The sequence below is a fragment of the Lentzea fradiae genome, from assembly GCF_900100955.1.
Taxonomy (GTDB): Bacteria; Actinomycetota; Actinomycetes; order Mycobacteriales; family Pseudonocardiaceae; genus Lentzea; species Lentzea fradiae.
The window spans coordinates 607723-622309 of the sequence record NZ_FNCC01000001.1; the positions used below are offsets into that span (position 1 = coordinate 607723).

Below are 14587 nucleotides of genomic sequence, written 5' to 3' on the forward strand. Positions count from 1 at the left end.
TGTGGAACAACAGGCCCACGTCGCCGAGCGGCGTGCGTCTGGCTGACCGCCGGTCCATTCCGGACTTCCCGCGGCGGCGCCACCGGTGATCCACCATCGTGTCATTTTTCCGCACCAAACCGCGGAAGTGCCCGATACTCGGCCGATGGGCATCACTCGACGTGTCTTCGTCAGCGGCGCGGTGGCAGCGCCTCTCGTCGCGCAGCTGGGCGTCACGGGGGTCGCGCACGCGGCCGCCCCCGGCGACCAGAGGCTCACCGCGCTGGACGGGCTGGCGGAGCTGCGGCTGACGGACGTCGCGCGCACCAGGCTCGCGGACAACGGCATCCAGGTTCAGGCGGTCGCACCGGCCACGCCGATCACCGGCGCCGACGGCACGACGGTGGAGGGCGTCAAGCTCACCCCGGAGTACGCCACCGGCACGGTCACCGCCCTCGGGCAGCCCGGGCAGGGCAGCGGGCGGGCGCTCGGCGGGATCGTGCTGTCGAACTCGGTGGCGCGCATGGAGATGGCGGGCATGCGGGTCCTGCTGCCCGAAGGCGTGGTGTTCGGCTTCCTGAAGGTGGACGACGACTGGGTGGGCGAGCTGCCGCTGTACGCGGCGGACCCGGCCACGATGAGGGTCGACCTGCAGGCGGGGGCGCCGGGCCAGCCCGTCGTGGTGCGGGGCAACCGCATCCAGGCCAAGCCGACCCGGGAGGGCGTCGAGGCGTTCACCGACGCGTTCGGCGTCGCCCTGTTCACCACCGACGACGTGGTGTTCGCCGCGGCGGTCCAGGGCAACGCCTGGCCGTTGCCCACCCTCCCGGGCGTCTGACGGTCAGCGCGGGCCCAGCGTCGTCTCCCTCGGGTCGGTCCTCGTGGTCGCGATGGCGACGACCTGGAGGCGGCTGGCGCGCAGGAACGGGTAGGCGGCCTCGCCGTGGGTCCCGCCGCTGTGCCCGGTCCCGCCGAGGCCGGGCAGGAACGGGGCGTGGCCCAGGTGTGAGTCGTTGACCTTGAGCGTGCCGCCGTTGCGCACCTCCGCCGTGAACCGCCGGATCACCTCGGGGTCCTCGGTCCACAGCGAGTTGCGCAGGCCGTAGACGTTGCCGTTGAGGAACTCGATGCCGCGGTCGAGCAGGTCGGGGCAGTCCTCGGGCACCACGACCGACAGCAGCGGGAAGAACGTCTCGTCGCGCACGGCGGGGACGGCGGCGGCCCGTTCGAAACCGTCGACGCGCAGCACGGTCGGTTCGATGAACAGGCCCCGCGGGTCGGGTTCGCCGCGCAGGTCCACCTGGCGGCCACCGCAGATCTTCGTGGCGCCCGCGGCGAGCGAGTCCTTCAGGCAGCGGTTGAACGCCGTGGAGCGCAGCACGGGGCTCAGCACGGTGTCCGACAGCTCGGGGTCACCGGGGCGCAGCTCGGAGGCCGCGACCGCGAGCCGGTCGAGCAGCTCGTCGGCGATGGCGGGGTGGGCGACCACGTACTTCGGGCTGAAGCACAGCTGGCCGGAGGCGTAGAACGCCTCGGTCAGCGCCGCGGTGGCGTAGCCGAGGTCGGCGTCCCGCCACACCAGCACGCCGTCGTTGCCGGACAGCTCCAGGATCGCCCTCTTGCCGCGTTCGACGCACTGGCGTTCCAACGCGAGACCGTGCTCGCTGGAGCCGAAGTAGTAGACGGTGTCGACCAGCGGGCTTTCCACCCACTGCCGCAGCGTGACCTCGAAGTCGGCGCACACCACGTTGAGCGTTCCCGGCGGGGCGTTCCGCTTCTCCAGCGCCGGGATGATGATCTCGTGCAGCGCGTAGCTCAGCGAGGTGGCGCAGCTGCGCGGCACGCGGATCACCACGGCGTTGCCCGTGGACACCACGAGCAGGGCGGCCAGGCCGAGCAACGGCGTGTTGGCGGCAGGGGCGACGCAGACGACCCCGTCGGGCTGGCGTTGCAGCACGATCCGGTGCCGGTCCGTCGTGATCTCCTGGTGCAGCTGCGACCGGGCGTGCTCGAGGCCGTCCGGCCGGTACAGGTGCTCCAGCACGTCGAGCTGCGCCTCAGCCAGCCGCCGCGGGCAGCCCTCCATGCGCAGGATGCGGGCCAGCTCCTCGCGGTGCGCCAGGAACCCCGAGTACAGGTCCTCGGAGCAGCCGAGCCGGTCCTCCAGTGTCATGGCCTGCAACAGCGGCACCGCGTCCGCCGCAGCCCGCAGAGCGGCATTCCCCAGCTCCGGGGTGGCCAACGCGACCGAGCACAGCACGTACGGGTGGGCGTGCAGCTCCTCCTCACTGCCCTCGCGCAGCAGACGGGACAGCCTCGCCGTCTCGGCGCCCACCGGGTCCAGGACGGTGCGCACGCTCATGCCGTAGGCCCGCTCGTCGGTGTCGATGCGCTCACCCCCGACGTAGAGGGGGAAGTGGCGGACAGCGGTCTGGGTCATCGGTTTTCCTCGGTCTTGAAGTAGGTGGCCAGCGACCTGGCCAGGTCGTCGATGCCGCTGCTCGCGACCACGCGCATCAGCGGGATGTCCCTGTTGAACCGGCGCCGCATCTTGGTGATCAGCTCGGCGCTCATCAGCGAGTCCACGCCGAGCTGGTCCAGCGGCCGGTTGCGGTCGATGCGGTCCGGGTGGACGCCGAGCACCTGGGCGAGCGTGCTCACGACGGCGTCGGCGATCAGCACGGCCGCCTCCTCCTGCGAGGCTTCCCGCAGCCGGTCGAGCAGGTCGTCGTACTCGTCGTCCCCGGTCTGCTCCCCGCCGGCGAGCTCACCCAGGCGCGGCGTCGTCAGGTGGGCGTAGAGCCTGCGCACCAGCTCCGTGTCGCGGCTCCACACCAGCGAGACCGCCGCAGCGCGCTCGCCGACCAGCTCGTCCAGCGCCCTGCGGACCTCGTGCAGCGGCAGCAGTCCCATGCCCGCCCTGGTGACGGTCCTCGCGGTGGCCTCGTTGCGGGCCACGTAGCCCACCTCGTCCAGCGCGCCCCAGACGATCGTCTGCCCGGTCAGCCCACGGGCCCGCCGCGCCCTCGCCAGCGCCTCCAGGAACAGGTTCGCCGCGCAGTAGGCGGCCTGCCCCGCGTTGCCGAACACAGCCGCCGCCGAGGAGAACATCAGGAACAGGTCGAGGTCGTGGCTCTCGGTCACCCGGTCCAGCACCAGAGCGCCCGCCATCTTCGGGGCGAGCACAGCCTTGAACCGCTCGGTGGTCAGGTCGGTGGTCATCACGTCGTCGAGCACCATCGCCGCGTGCACCACCCCGCGCAGCGGTGCCCCGGTGCCGTCGATGGCCCCGACCAGCTCGCGCATCGCGGTCTCGTCGGTGACGTCGGCGGCGTGCACCGACACCGTGACGCCCCGCGCGGTCAGCTCGGTGACGAGGTCCTCGGCGCCGGGCACGGCCAGGCCGCGCCGGTTGACCAGGGCGACGTGCCGTGCCCCGCGACTGGCCAGCCAGCGGGTCGTCTCCGCGCCGAAACCACCGGCGCCGCCGGTGACCAGGTAGGTGCCCGCCGGGTCGAGGGTGACGGCGGGAGGCGTGGAGTCCTCGACGGGCGGGCGCCGGTCGAGGGAGATGACCAGCTTGCCGATGTGCCGGGAGTGCTGGATGGACCGGAACGCGTCGGTCACCCGCGTGCTCGGGAAGACCCGGTACGGCACCGGCCAGCAGCCGCCGGACCTGACCTGGTCGAGGATCCGGTCCTGCTGGGGCGCGAGCGCGTCGAGCCGGTGCCTGCCCAGCTGGTCGATGTCCACGGCGAAGTAGCTGATGTTGTTCCGGAACAGGCGGAGCGAGACGTTGCGGTCGCCGTAGAGGTCGCGTTTGCCGAGCTCGACGAACCGCCCGCCCAGCCGCAGCAGCTCCAGGCTGCGGCTGATGAACTCGCCGCCCAGCGAGTTGAGCACCACGTCGACGCCCTGCCCGCCGGTGACCGCCAGCACGTCCGGCGCGAAGGCCGGGCTGCGGGAGTCGAAGACGTGCTCGACGCCCAGCAGCCGCAGGAAGTCCCGCTTCTCCTCGGTGCCCGCGGTGGCGACCACCGTCGCGCCGCGCAGGCGGGCGACCTGGATGGCGGCCAGCCCGACACCGCCCGCGGCCCCGTGGACCAGCACGACCTCGCCCGCGCGGAGCTGGGCGAGGTGGCCCAGGCCGTACTGGGCGGTGAGGAACGCGGTGGGGGCGCCGCTGCCGGAGACCATGTCGCACCCCGGCGGCACGGGCCCGACCAGGTTCTGGTTCGACACGACGTGCGAGGCGAGCGCGCCCGCCATGAACCCGCACACCTGGTCGCCCGGCCGGAACCTGGTCACGCCGGGACCGGTGGCGACGACCGTCCCGGTGCACTCGCCGCCGAGCCGGGTCCCGCCCATCCCGTTCGCCATCACCCAGTCCGGCAGCATGCCGATCGCGATCAGCCCGTCGCGGTAGTTCAGCCCGGCGGTGTGGACCTCGACGAGCACCTCCTCCCGCCCGGGTTCCGGCATCTCCGCGGACACCCACGCCAGCCGGAAGGCGGGGCCGGGGTCGCGCACGACGAGCCGGTACGGCGTGGCCGGGTCCCCGGCGGGGGCGGGGGGCAGGTCCAGCAGCCGGGGCACGAACCGGCCCTGCGCGGTGAGCACCACCTCGTCCTCGGCGGACGGGTCCAGCAGCTCGCGGACGAGGCCGTCGAGCGGGGCGGCGCGGTCCAGCGAGATCCGGCGGACGCCCAGGGTGTTGTGCTCGGCGGCGAGAGTGCGCGTGGCGCCCCACAGGGCGGCGTCGACGGGGTCGGTCGCGGCCTCGGGCGCCGGGTGCGCCCCGGACGGCCTGCCGACCAGCCACAGCCGGGCGTCCGCCGCGGCGGGCAGCGCACCCGCGCTGACCGCGAGCGCGCGGACCAGGTCGAACCGGCGGGAGGTGGCCTCGACGGCGGAGGCGGGACGCGTGTCGTTCGCCGCGAGCACCACGACCACGTCGGTCGTGGTCCCGTCGAACCCTGCGGCCTCCGCGACCTCGCACGCCCACCCGGCCGCGTCCGCGCCGCACTCGGTCAGCCGTGCGACGAGCGCGTCGGCCAGCTCGGCCTCGGTGCCGTCCTCCGGCACGACCACCACGCGCCCGCACTGCGGAACGGGCAGCGGAGTGGGCAACGCCGTGGGACGCGGAGCCCGTTCGGCCACGGTCACCGAGTACGGACCGTCGTCCAGCACCGTCGTGGAAGCCGCGAACCCTTGTGACGCCAGCACTTCCCGCCACCGCGCCGGGGACAGCAGCGGCGAGTCCGGGCGCAGGCCGGGGTCGGTCGCCGGCCAGAAGCCGGGCAGCAGGCCGAACGGCAGGGCCAGGGCGAGCGGGTCGTGCGCCTCCACCAGCAGCAGCCGGCCGTGGTCGGTCAGCGCCTCCGCCAGCGCGGCCACCGCCGCCCGTACGTCCCCGGCCGCGTGCAGCGCGGTGCCCGCCACCACCAGGTCGGCCGTGCCGGGCTCCACCTCCGGCCGGTTCAGGTCCAGCTCCCGGTACTCGACGAAGTCGTAGCGGCCGAACCGGGCGGCGGCCGCGGTGACGGCGGTCTGCGAGACGTCGGTGAACGTGTAGTGCGTGCGGTCCGGTGGCAGGAGAGGCAGCAGCGCGGCGGTCAGCGCCCCCGTCCCGCCCCCGACCTCCAGCACCCGCAACGGCCGGTCGGACGGCCACGCCTCGGCCAGCGCGCGCACGACCTCCGCCGCGGCCCGGTGGTACGGGCGCAGCGTCGGTGACAGCTCCTGGTGGTGGGCCAGGGTGTCGCTGCCGTGGGTGGGGTGCAGCAGGTCCACGACGTCGCGCTCGCCCCGCAGCAGCTCGGCCAGGTGCAGGCCGGCCCGGCCGGTGAGGGTGAGCTCGGGGGCGTGCTCGGGGAAGTCGGCGACCAGCCGCTCGAACTCCGGCTCGGGACAGGGGAGCATCCGCCACCGCGTCCTGCCCTGGAACTCGCCCAGCCACTCCAGCCGCCCCTGGTCGGCGGCGAGACCGGTCAGCGCGGCGAGCAGCCGGGTGAGGCCGGGGCGCACCCCGGCGGCGAGCAGGTCGTCGGTGAAGAAGACCTCGGCCCCGTCGAGCAGCGTCCGGAACGCGCGCAGGGTGAACGAGGTGACCATCGCCAGCCGCCTGCGGTGGAACTCCTCGTAAGCGGGGTCGAGCCGTTCCTCCGTGACCGGCAGCGGGCAGCTCACCGCAGCGGCCGGCGCCGGTCCGCGCGGAGCGGCGCGCAGCGCGGTGGCCTGGCGGCGGACCCCGCGCTTGCCCGGCAGGTCCACCCGCAGGAACCGGCAGTCGAGCAGCTCCAGCAGGACCGCGCCCGACTCGTCGGTCATCGTGATGTCGGCCGTGGCGGAGGTGCCGGAGATGGCCCGGCAGCGGAAGTGCACGGCGCCCGTGACCGCCGGGGCACCCCACAGCCGCGCGGAGCCGACCGCCACCGGCAGGTACGAGTCGTCCGCGGTGACCACGCCGCGCAGCATCCTGCCGAGCTGCACCGCGGCCTGCGGGGCCGCGTCGGTCCAGGCCGGGTGCGCGTGGAACCCGGACAGGTCCAGGTGCGAGCAGTCGTAGTCGGCCAGCACCTCCATGCCGTCGACCCACAGCCGGGAGAGCACCAGGAACTCGGAGCCGTAGCCCAGGCCGAGCCGTTCGGCGTCGGCGTAGTGCGCCGCCCTGTCGACGTGCCTGCCGCGTTCGGCGAAGCGGGCCCGCATCGCCGCCAGGTCGAGCGGCGGCGGTGCGGCGTCCACCCGGCGGCGCACCCGGCCGCGCGCGTGGGTCTGCCAGTGGCGGTTGTCGCTGTTCCTGGTGGCCACCCGGAACACACCGTCCTCTTCGGACAGTGACACCTGCAGCGCCGGCAGCGCCACGTCGTCGTCCGGTTCGACCATCGGCCTGGTGATGTGCAGCTCGCACACCTCGGCCGGTCCGTCCAGCACGAGCTGTCCCGCCGCCCAGCCCATCTCCAGGTACCCGGCGGCGGGCATGATGGCGGCACCGCCCGCCCGGTGGCCCCGCAGCCACGGCAGCCGCGCCGGGTCCACGGTGGACTGCCAGGTCGGGTCGGACACCGCCGCCCGGTCGCCGAGCAGCACGTGGTCGGGCGCGCTCCCGGAGCGGCTCCACTTGTACTTGTCGCCGACGAAGAACCGCTCGCGCTGCCACGGGTAGCGGGGGAGCGGCACGACCCTGCCCCGCCGCGGGAAGTGGTGCTCCTCCGGGACGTCCGCACCGGCGGCCAGCGCCGCCTCGACCGCCGTCCGCAGGGCCACCGGTCCCGGCTCGGCCATCGTCAGGGTCGGCAGCACGGCGACGACGCCGTCCCCCGCCGACCGCTTGAGGTAGGTCTGCAGCACCGGGCGCGGGCCGATCTCGACGAACGTGTCGAACCCCGCGGCCAGCAGGTGCCCGGTGGCTTGGGCGAACAGGACGGGTTCGCGGATGTTGCGCCACCAGTACCGCGCGTCCATCCGGCCGGTCGGCAGCGGCCCGCCGGAGACCGTGGAGACGAACTCGGTGGTGGGCGGTTTCGGCGCCAGGTCGGCCAGCGCCTCCAGCACGCCGGTCCGCAACGGGTCCATCGCCGCGCTGTGGAACGGGTAGTCGAGGTCGAGCGGGCGGCAGAACACCTCGCGCTCGCCGAGCCGGTCGGCCAGGTCGCGCAGGTCCTCGCGCGGACCGGCGACCGTGACGTCGGCGGGGCTGTTGACCCCGGCGATCTCGACGCGCCCGTCGTACCGCGCGAGCAGCTCCCCGGTCTCCTCCTGCGAGAGGTTGACCGCGGCCATGCCGCCGGTGCCCGCGGTCTCCGCCTGCGCCCGGCTGCGGGCCACCACGAGCTCGACGGCCTGCGGCAGGTCGTAGATCCCGGCGACGAACGCCGCGGCGATCTCACCGACGCTGTGCCCGTACACCGCCTGGGGCCGCAGGCCCTGTGCCGCCAGCACCGCGGCGACGCCGATCTGCACCGCGAACAGGACCGGTTGCACCACCCTCGTGTCGCCCAGGCGCGACTCGGCGGCCCGCAGCTCGTCGGCGACCCGCCAGCCCACCAGCGGTTCCAGCAGGGCGTCGGTCTCGGCGACCACCCCGGCGAACACGGGGTCGCCGAGCAGCCCCGCCGCCATGCCCTGCCAGGTCGCGCCGTGCCCGGAGAAGGCGAACGCCACCTTGCCGTGCTCGGTCGCGCGCTGAGCAGCGCCCGGCTCGGCCAGCCGCCGGCGTGCCTCCTCCGCCGTGCTCGCCAGCACCACTCGCCGGAGGGCGTGCTTGCCGCGCCGCCAGGTCGTGTAGGCCAGGTCCGGGAAGTCGCGGCAGTCCGCCAGTCGTTCGTCCATTGTGGACAAGGCGGCGGCCAAGGCGGCCTCGGTGTGCCCGGACACCACGACCGGCACCACCTTCTCGCCCCTGCGCGGAACCGGTGGCGTCTCCGGTGGCGCTCCGAGGACCACGTGCACGTTCGTGCCGCCGAACCCGAAGGAGCTGACACCGGCGAGGGTGCCGTCACCGGCGGGCCGCAGCCGGTCGACGGTGGTCAGCCCCAGTCCGTCGAAGTCGATGTCCGCGTTGCGCGGGCTCGCGTGCGGCGTCGGCGGGATCTGCCGGTGCCGCAGCACCAGCAGCGCCTTGCACAGGCCCGCCATGCCGGAGGCAGGTTCGAGGTGCCCCAGGTTGCCCTTGACGGACCCGATCGGCAGCGGCTCGCCCGACCGCCGCACCCCCAGCGCGGTGCCGATGGCCCGGCACTCCGCCGGGTCGCCGATCGGCGTCCCGGTGCCGTGCGCCTCCAGGTAGACGAGCTCGTCCGGGTCCAGGCCGAACCGCTCGTACACCTGGCGCAGCAGGCTTTCCTGGGCCTGCGCGCTGGGCAGCACCAGTCCCGCGGTGTGTCCGTCGCTGTTGGTGCCGGAGCCCTCGACGACCGCGTGCACCCGGTCGCCGTCGGCCTGCGCGTCCGCCAGCCGCTTGAGCACCAGCACCCCGGCGCCCTCCGCGCGCACGTACCCGTCGGACTCCGCCGAGAACGGGCGGCAGCGCCCGGTCGGCGACAGGAACCCCGCCTTGGCGAACCCGATGAACGTCATGGGGTTGAACAGCAGGTTCACCCCGGCGGCGAAGGCGACCCCGCTGCCGCCGTTGCGCAGGTGCTCGCAGGCCAGGTGCACGGCGTTGAGCGCGGAGGCGCACGCCGTGTCCACCTTCAGGCTCGGGCCGTGCAGGTCGAGCTGGTAGGACAGCCGGTTCGCCGTGTTGGACAGCGCAGAGCCGGAGTTGGTGTACGGGCCGATCATCTCCGGCGCCGCCATCAGCTGGCCCGCGTAGTCCATGACGGACGCGCCGACGAACACCGCGCTGTCGGAGCCCCGCAGCGACGCGGGGGCGATGCCGGCGTCGTCGAGCGCCTCGATCCCCAGCTCCAGCAGCAGCCTCTGCTGCGGGTCGATGCTCAGCGCCTCGCGGGGGCTGATGCCGAAGAAGTCCGCGTCGAACCCGGCGACGTCGTCGAGGTAGCCGCCGGCGAACGTGTAGGACCGGCCGGGGCGCAGCTGGTTGGTGTCGTGGAACCGGTCGAGGTCGAACCGCTCCGGTGGCGGCGGGCCGACCACCTCGCGCCCGTCGGACAGCAGGGCCCACAGGCCGTCCAGGTCGGCGACGCCACCGGGGAAGCGGCAGGCCACACCGACGATCGCGATCTTGTCAGACATCCGGCCATGATGTCGCCGCCGCGGTGCACGACCCGTCCCGAAGCGGGGGTTCACCCGAACCTCCACTCCACCAGGTGACATCCAGGCGTTGATCACCACCCGAACGGCTGGAGCGGGGGCTCGCCGGGTTTCCGTCGTACCGGGGCGCCCCGAAGTGCGTCTCACTTCGCACTTTTCCGGCCCCTGCGGCGAATCCGGACCTAGTGTGGTGATCATGACCGAGATCCGGGGCAGCAACGACGCCCGATTCGACTCCGTGCGGTCCGCTCTCGAACAGAACGTGGCCTCCGGCGAGGAACTGGGCGCGTCGCTGGTCCTCGACATCGACGGCGAGGTCGTCGTCGACCTCTGGGGCGGCTTCCGCGACCAGGCCCGCACCACCCCGTGGGACGAGCACACGATCACCAACGTGTGGTCGACGACGAAGACCGTCACCAGCCTGGCGGCGCTGATGCTCGTCGACCGCGGCGAGCTCGACCTCCGCGCGCCGGTCGCGAAGTACTGGCCGGAGTTCGCCGCGGCGGGCAAGCAGGACGTCGAGGTGCGCCACCTGCTGTCGCACACCTCCGGCGTCGCCGGGTTCGACCAGCCCGTCCTGCTGCGGGACCTCTACGACTGGGACGAGGCCACCGCCAGGCTGGCCGCGCAGGCCCCGTGGTGGACGCCGGGGACCGCCTCCGGCTACCACGCGTCGAACTACGGCCACCTGGTCGGCGAGGTCGTCCGCAGGGTGAGCGGCAAGCCGCTCAAGCGGTTCGTCGCCGAGGAGATCGCCGGGCCGCTGGGCGCCGACTTCCAGATCGGCGCCGCCGAGCGGGACTGGGACCGGATCGCGGACGTGGTCCCGCCGCCCCCGGTGCCGTTCGACTTCGCCGCGCTGCCCGCGGACAGCGTGGTCGTCAGGAGCCTGACCGGCCCCGTCATCAAGGCCGAGGACGCCAACAGCCCCGACTGGCGCCGTGCGGACATCGGCGCGGCGAACGGCCACGGCAACGCCCGTTCCGTCGCACGCGTGCTGTCCGTCCTCGCGCGCGGTGGTGAGGTCGACGGCGTCCGCCTGCTCGGTCCCGCCACGATCGACCTGATCTTCGACGAGCAGGCGAACGGCGTCGACCTCGGTCTCGGCATCCCGCTGCGCTGGGGCGTCGGCTACGGCCTCCCCGGCACCCTCGACTGGGTTCCCGCCGGGAAGGTCTGCTTCTGGGGTGGCTGGGGCGGGTCGGTGGTCATCGCGGACCTGGAGCGGCGCCTGACCATCGCGTACGTGATGAACAGGATGGCTCCCGGCATCATCGGCTCCGACCGGAGCGGCACGTACGTCAAGGCCATCTACGACGCACTCGGCCACGACGCCTGACCAGGCGATTTCCCGCTCGCTTCCGACAGGTCGCGGAAAAATCGTCCGCTCGTGCAGCCGCCATCCGCACTGGAAATGATTTCAGTGCGGATGGATATGGGCAGAAGAATTTCTCGACGCGTATCGCAACCCCTTCTATGTCGTGAAACACAGGAATCTGTCACCTTCTGTAGCGACGTGTTCACCAGGGGAGATGTGAGCATGAACACTGGTCTGTGACATCCTCGTGTTCGTTTCGTAATGTGGCCCGCCGTGTGATCATGCCCCGTCCCCAACGCAAGGTGTTCCCGAATGTCGGGCCGACATAGAGCGAACCAGACCCCCAGCAGGAAGCTGCCCGTCGCAGTCGCCGCCACCCTCACCGCGGGTGTCGTCGCGACCTTCTGGGTGGTCCGCGCCACCGACCAGGAGGTCGATCCGGCCGGAGCGGCCGCCCTTCTGACCGCGCCGTCGACCTCGGTCAGCCAGGAGCTGACGTCCGTCACGACGTCGACCACGGCGCCGTCGTCCTCGGAGACTCCGACGACCACGACGGAACCGCCGGTGACCACGACGACCGTCGAGACCACCACGCCGCCACCGCCTCCGCCCCCGCCGCCCTGCCCGACCACGCTGGCGGGCGTGAAGCCGCACGTGGCGCAGGTCGGCCACCACCTCGCCGGCAAGTTCGGCGTCGACGACATCGGCGGCGCGACCGGCCGCGGCGGCTCGGGCGACCACCCGACCGGCCTGGCGCTCGACTTCATGGTCGACACGGCCACCGGCAACGCACTGGCCGAGCACGTGCTGGCCAACCGCAAGGCGTACGGCGTCACCTACGTGATCTGGCTCCAGCGCTACAACGACGGCAGCGGCTGGTCGGCGATGGAGGACCGGGGCACCCCCACGGCCAACCACATGGACCACGTGCACGTGTCGTTCGCGGCGAACGCGACCGTCAACGTCACCTGCTGACCGGTCCCGGCCGAGCGGGTGCCCTCACCAGGCCCACGGCGGCTGCCCGGGTGACGGACCACAGGCGCTCGCGGGCCATGGCGTCGTGAGCGCTTTCACGGGTCGCTCGTGTTCGTCCACGTAGATGCCGGTCGCGACGTCGTCCGTCCGGTCGGCGTCCACCCGCGCGGCGGGCACTCGGACGCACGTCACGTCCACGGCTCCCGTCACGGTCTTCCGCGCAGGTCGCGCCACGCCCTGAACGCCACCAGCACCGGGAACGCCGCCGTGATGAGGGCTCCCAGCACGATGAGCACGACGGACCCGACCGAGGCACCTCCCGCCAGCGTCGACAGCCCCACCGTGTAGGCCGACAGCAGCAGCACCACGGACATGGCCTTGCGCGACAACCGCTGGTGCGGCGGGGGCGTGCGCGTCAGCCGGGCGACGAACGCCGGGTCCTCCTCTGCCAGCTGGTCCTCGATCTCCTGCAACTGGCGCATCTCGTTCTCGGGAAGTCCCACTCGACCACCACCTCCTCCACAGACAACGCACGGCACCCCGCACATGTCGCACCACGGGCCGCATTTGTTCTGCCGGGGAGAACGCGTCAACCGCGCGAGCGCTTGCCGCGGCTGGCGCTCCGGAACTGGCGCCACAACTGCTTCGCCTTCCGTTCGTGCCCGCCTTCGAGGAAGGCGGCCTCGGCGGCGTGCAGGTGGTGCTGCACCTCGTCCTGCCGGTCGCCGTCGTACGCGATCAACGCGAGGTGCTTGTGGGCGCGTCCGACCAGGTCGTGGCGGCCGATCGCCGCGGAGGTCTCGACGCAGCCCGAGAAGTGCCCGGCAGCGCTTTCCTGTTGTCCCGCCGCTTCGGCGAGCACACCGAAGCTGTAGAGGACCTGGGCCTCGCCGGTGCGGGATCCGGCGCCGCGGTGCCGGGCCAGCGCCTCGTCGTAGAGCCGCCACGCCGTGTCGAAGTCCTTGTGGCGCCAGGAAAGCAGCCCGAGGTTGTGCAACGCCGTGCCGAGGCTCTCGTCGTCGCCGAGTTCGCGGCTGAGCGAGGCAGCCGCTTTCAACCGGATGCGGGCCTCCTCGTCGTGGCCGACCTCGCGGTGCAGACGGCCCAGTCCGAGCAGAGCCTGGACCTCGGCCTTCCGGTCGCCCAGGCTCACTGCGGCGTCCAAGGCCATCTCGTGGATGCCGAACCCCTCCGCCGACGTGCTGCGGCTGAAGAAGAAGTGCAGGAACGTGTCCAGGGACGACGTCAGGCGCAGCACCTGCTCGTGACGGCCGGTCCGGTGTGCGAGCGCGATGATGGCGACGATGGCGGCGCGTTCGGTTCGCAACCAGTCGTGGGCACGCTTGCGCGCCTCGCCGCGGGGGTGCTGTCGCGAGGCTTGCTCCGTCGCCGCGACGTAGTGGTCGACCAAGCGGGTGAGGGCGGCGTCGCGCACGTCCTCCGCCTCGGCTTCGCAGTGCTCCGACGCGTACAGCCGCAGCAGGTCGTGGAAGCGGAACCAGCCGGGCGCCCCGCCGTTCTCGATCATGTGCGCGCGCCGGAGGTCTTGCAACAGCTTCCGCGTCTCCTGCGGTGACAGTCCGGCCAGTGCCGTGGCGGCCTGGACGCTGATGCGGGGGCCGGGGTGGAGCGACAGCAACCGGAACAGCCGCCGTTCCCCGGCCGCGAGCCTGGCGTGGGAGAGGTCGAACGCCGCACGGACGGCGAGGTCGTCGTAGCTCAGCTCGGCCAGTCGTGCCTCCCGCAGCAGCACGACGAGCTCCGTGAGCGGAAGCCCGGGATCGTCGGACAGCAGGGCGGCGACGATGCCGAGCGCGAGCGGCAACCGTCCGCACAGCTCGGCGACCTCGTGCGCGGGCTCCGGGGCGTCGGTGACGCGGGTGTCGGCGGGATCGGTGGCGCGCAACAGGTTCGCGAGCATCTCCACCGCGTCGTCGGCGGGCAGCACGTCGATCTCCACGCGCCGCGCGCCTTGCAGGTCTGCGAGCGTGTGCCTGCTCGTCACGAGCACGCGGTGCCGGTTTCCCGCGGGCAGCAGCGGCCGGACCTGGTCGGACGACGACGCGTTGTCCAGCACCAGCAGCATCGGTTCGCGCTTCGCGAGCCGCGACCGGTACAGGACTTCCCGTTCCTGCTGCGAGTCCGGCACCCGCGGCACTCCCAGCGCGCCGAGGAACGTGGCCAGCGCGGCCTGCGCGTCGACGCGGGAGCCGTAGCCCTGGAGGTCGACGAACAGCACACCGCCGGGAAACCGTCTGATGGCGTCGTGGGCGGCCTTGACCGCCAGCGTCGTCTTGCCGACACCGGCGAGCCCCGTGAGCACGGCGACCGGTTGCGGGCTTTCCAGCGCCGTGCCGACTGCGGCGAGGTCCGTGGAACGGCCGGTGAACTCGGCGGCGACAGGTGGCAGTCCGTCGAGGGCGAGCGGTTCCTGAGAGTGCAGGTACACGTCCCGCACCTGCACCACGGCGCCGTGGACGTCTCCGCTCACCTCGTTGTGCACCTGTTCGTTGTACCGCAAACCAGCGGATTCTCCGCGGCGTGGACTGCCGGGCCGATGGTGGAAATCCCGCGCGGAGCGCGTGGTCGCGCATT

7 protein-coding genes are annotated in these 14587 nt (G+C 72.9%); 3 read left to right on the plus strand and 4 right to left on the minus strand.

What is annotated here, in order from left to right; translation table 11 throughout:
- The first annotated feature begins 145 nt into the window (after window positions 1-145).
- Entirely contained in the window at window positions 146-817 is a 672-nt protein-coding gene (locus tag BLT23_RS02850) for a hypothetical protein (protein ID WP_090045206.1), read from the plus strand.
- A 3-nt stretch (window positions 818-820) separates the two neighbouring features.
- On the opposite strand, the gene BLT23_RS02855 is transcribed toward BLT23_RS02850, so the two are convergent.
- Both BLT23_RS02855 and BLT23_RS02860 read right to left on the minus strand, forming a co-directional pair.
- Window positions 821-2419, minus strand: a complete 1599-nt coding sequence (locus BLT23_RS02855) for an aldehyde dehydrogenase family protein (protein WP_090045209.1) — start codon at window positions 2417-2419, stop codon at window positions 821-823.
- Complete coding sequence (locus BLT23_RS02860) at window positions 2416-9681, minus strand: type I polyketide synthase (protein ID WP_143035791.1); 7266 nt, start codon at window positions 9679-9681, stop codon at window positions 2416-2418. The genes BLT23_RS02855 and BLT23_RS02860 overlap by 4 nt, the downstream gene beginning before the upstream one ends.
- 214 nt (window positions 9682-9895) lie before the next feature.
- Here BLT23_RS02860 and BLT23_RS02865 point away from each other — a divergent pair, with 214 nt between their 5' ends.
- Window positions 9896-11038, plus strand: a complete 1143-nt coding sequence (locus tag BLT23_RS02865; protein ID WP_090045730.1) for a serine hydrolase domain-containing protein — start codon at window positions 9896-9898, stop codon at window positions 11036-11038.
- Window positions 11039-11329: 291 nt separating this feature from the next.
- A complete protein-coding gene (locus BLT23_RS02870) occupies window positions 11330-11992 on the plus strand; it encodes a VldE C-terminal domain-containing protein (protein ID WP_090045214.1) in 663 nt (220 codons plus the stop codon).
- Between the two features lie 206 nt (window positions 11993-12198).
- Here the strand turns inward: BLT23_RS02870 and BLT23_RS02880 are convergent, their stop codons facing one another.
- A complete protein-coding gene (locus BLT23_RS02880; protein WP_176946560.1) occupies window positions 12199-12495 on the minus strand; it encodes a DUF3040 domain-containing protein in 297 nt (98 codons plus the stop codon).
- Between the two features lie 86 nt (window positions 12496-12581).
- Window positions 12582-14513, minus strand: coding sequence for an ATP-binding protein (locus BLT23_RS39820; RefSeq protein WP_143035792.1), 1932 nt, complete (start codon window positions 14511-14513; stop codon window positions 12582-12584).
- Window positions 14514-14587 lie beyond the last annotated feature (74 nt).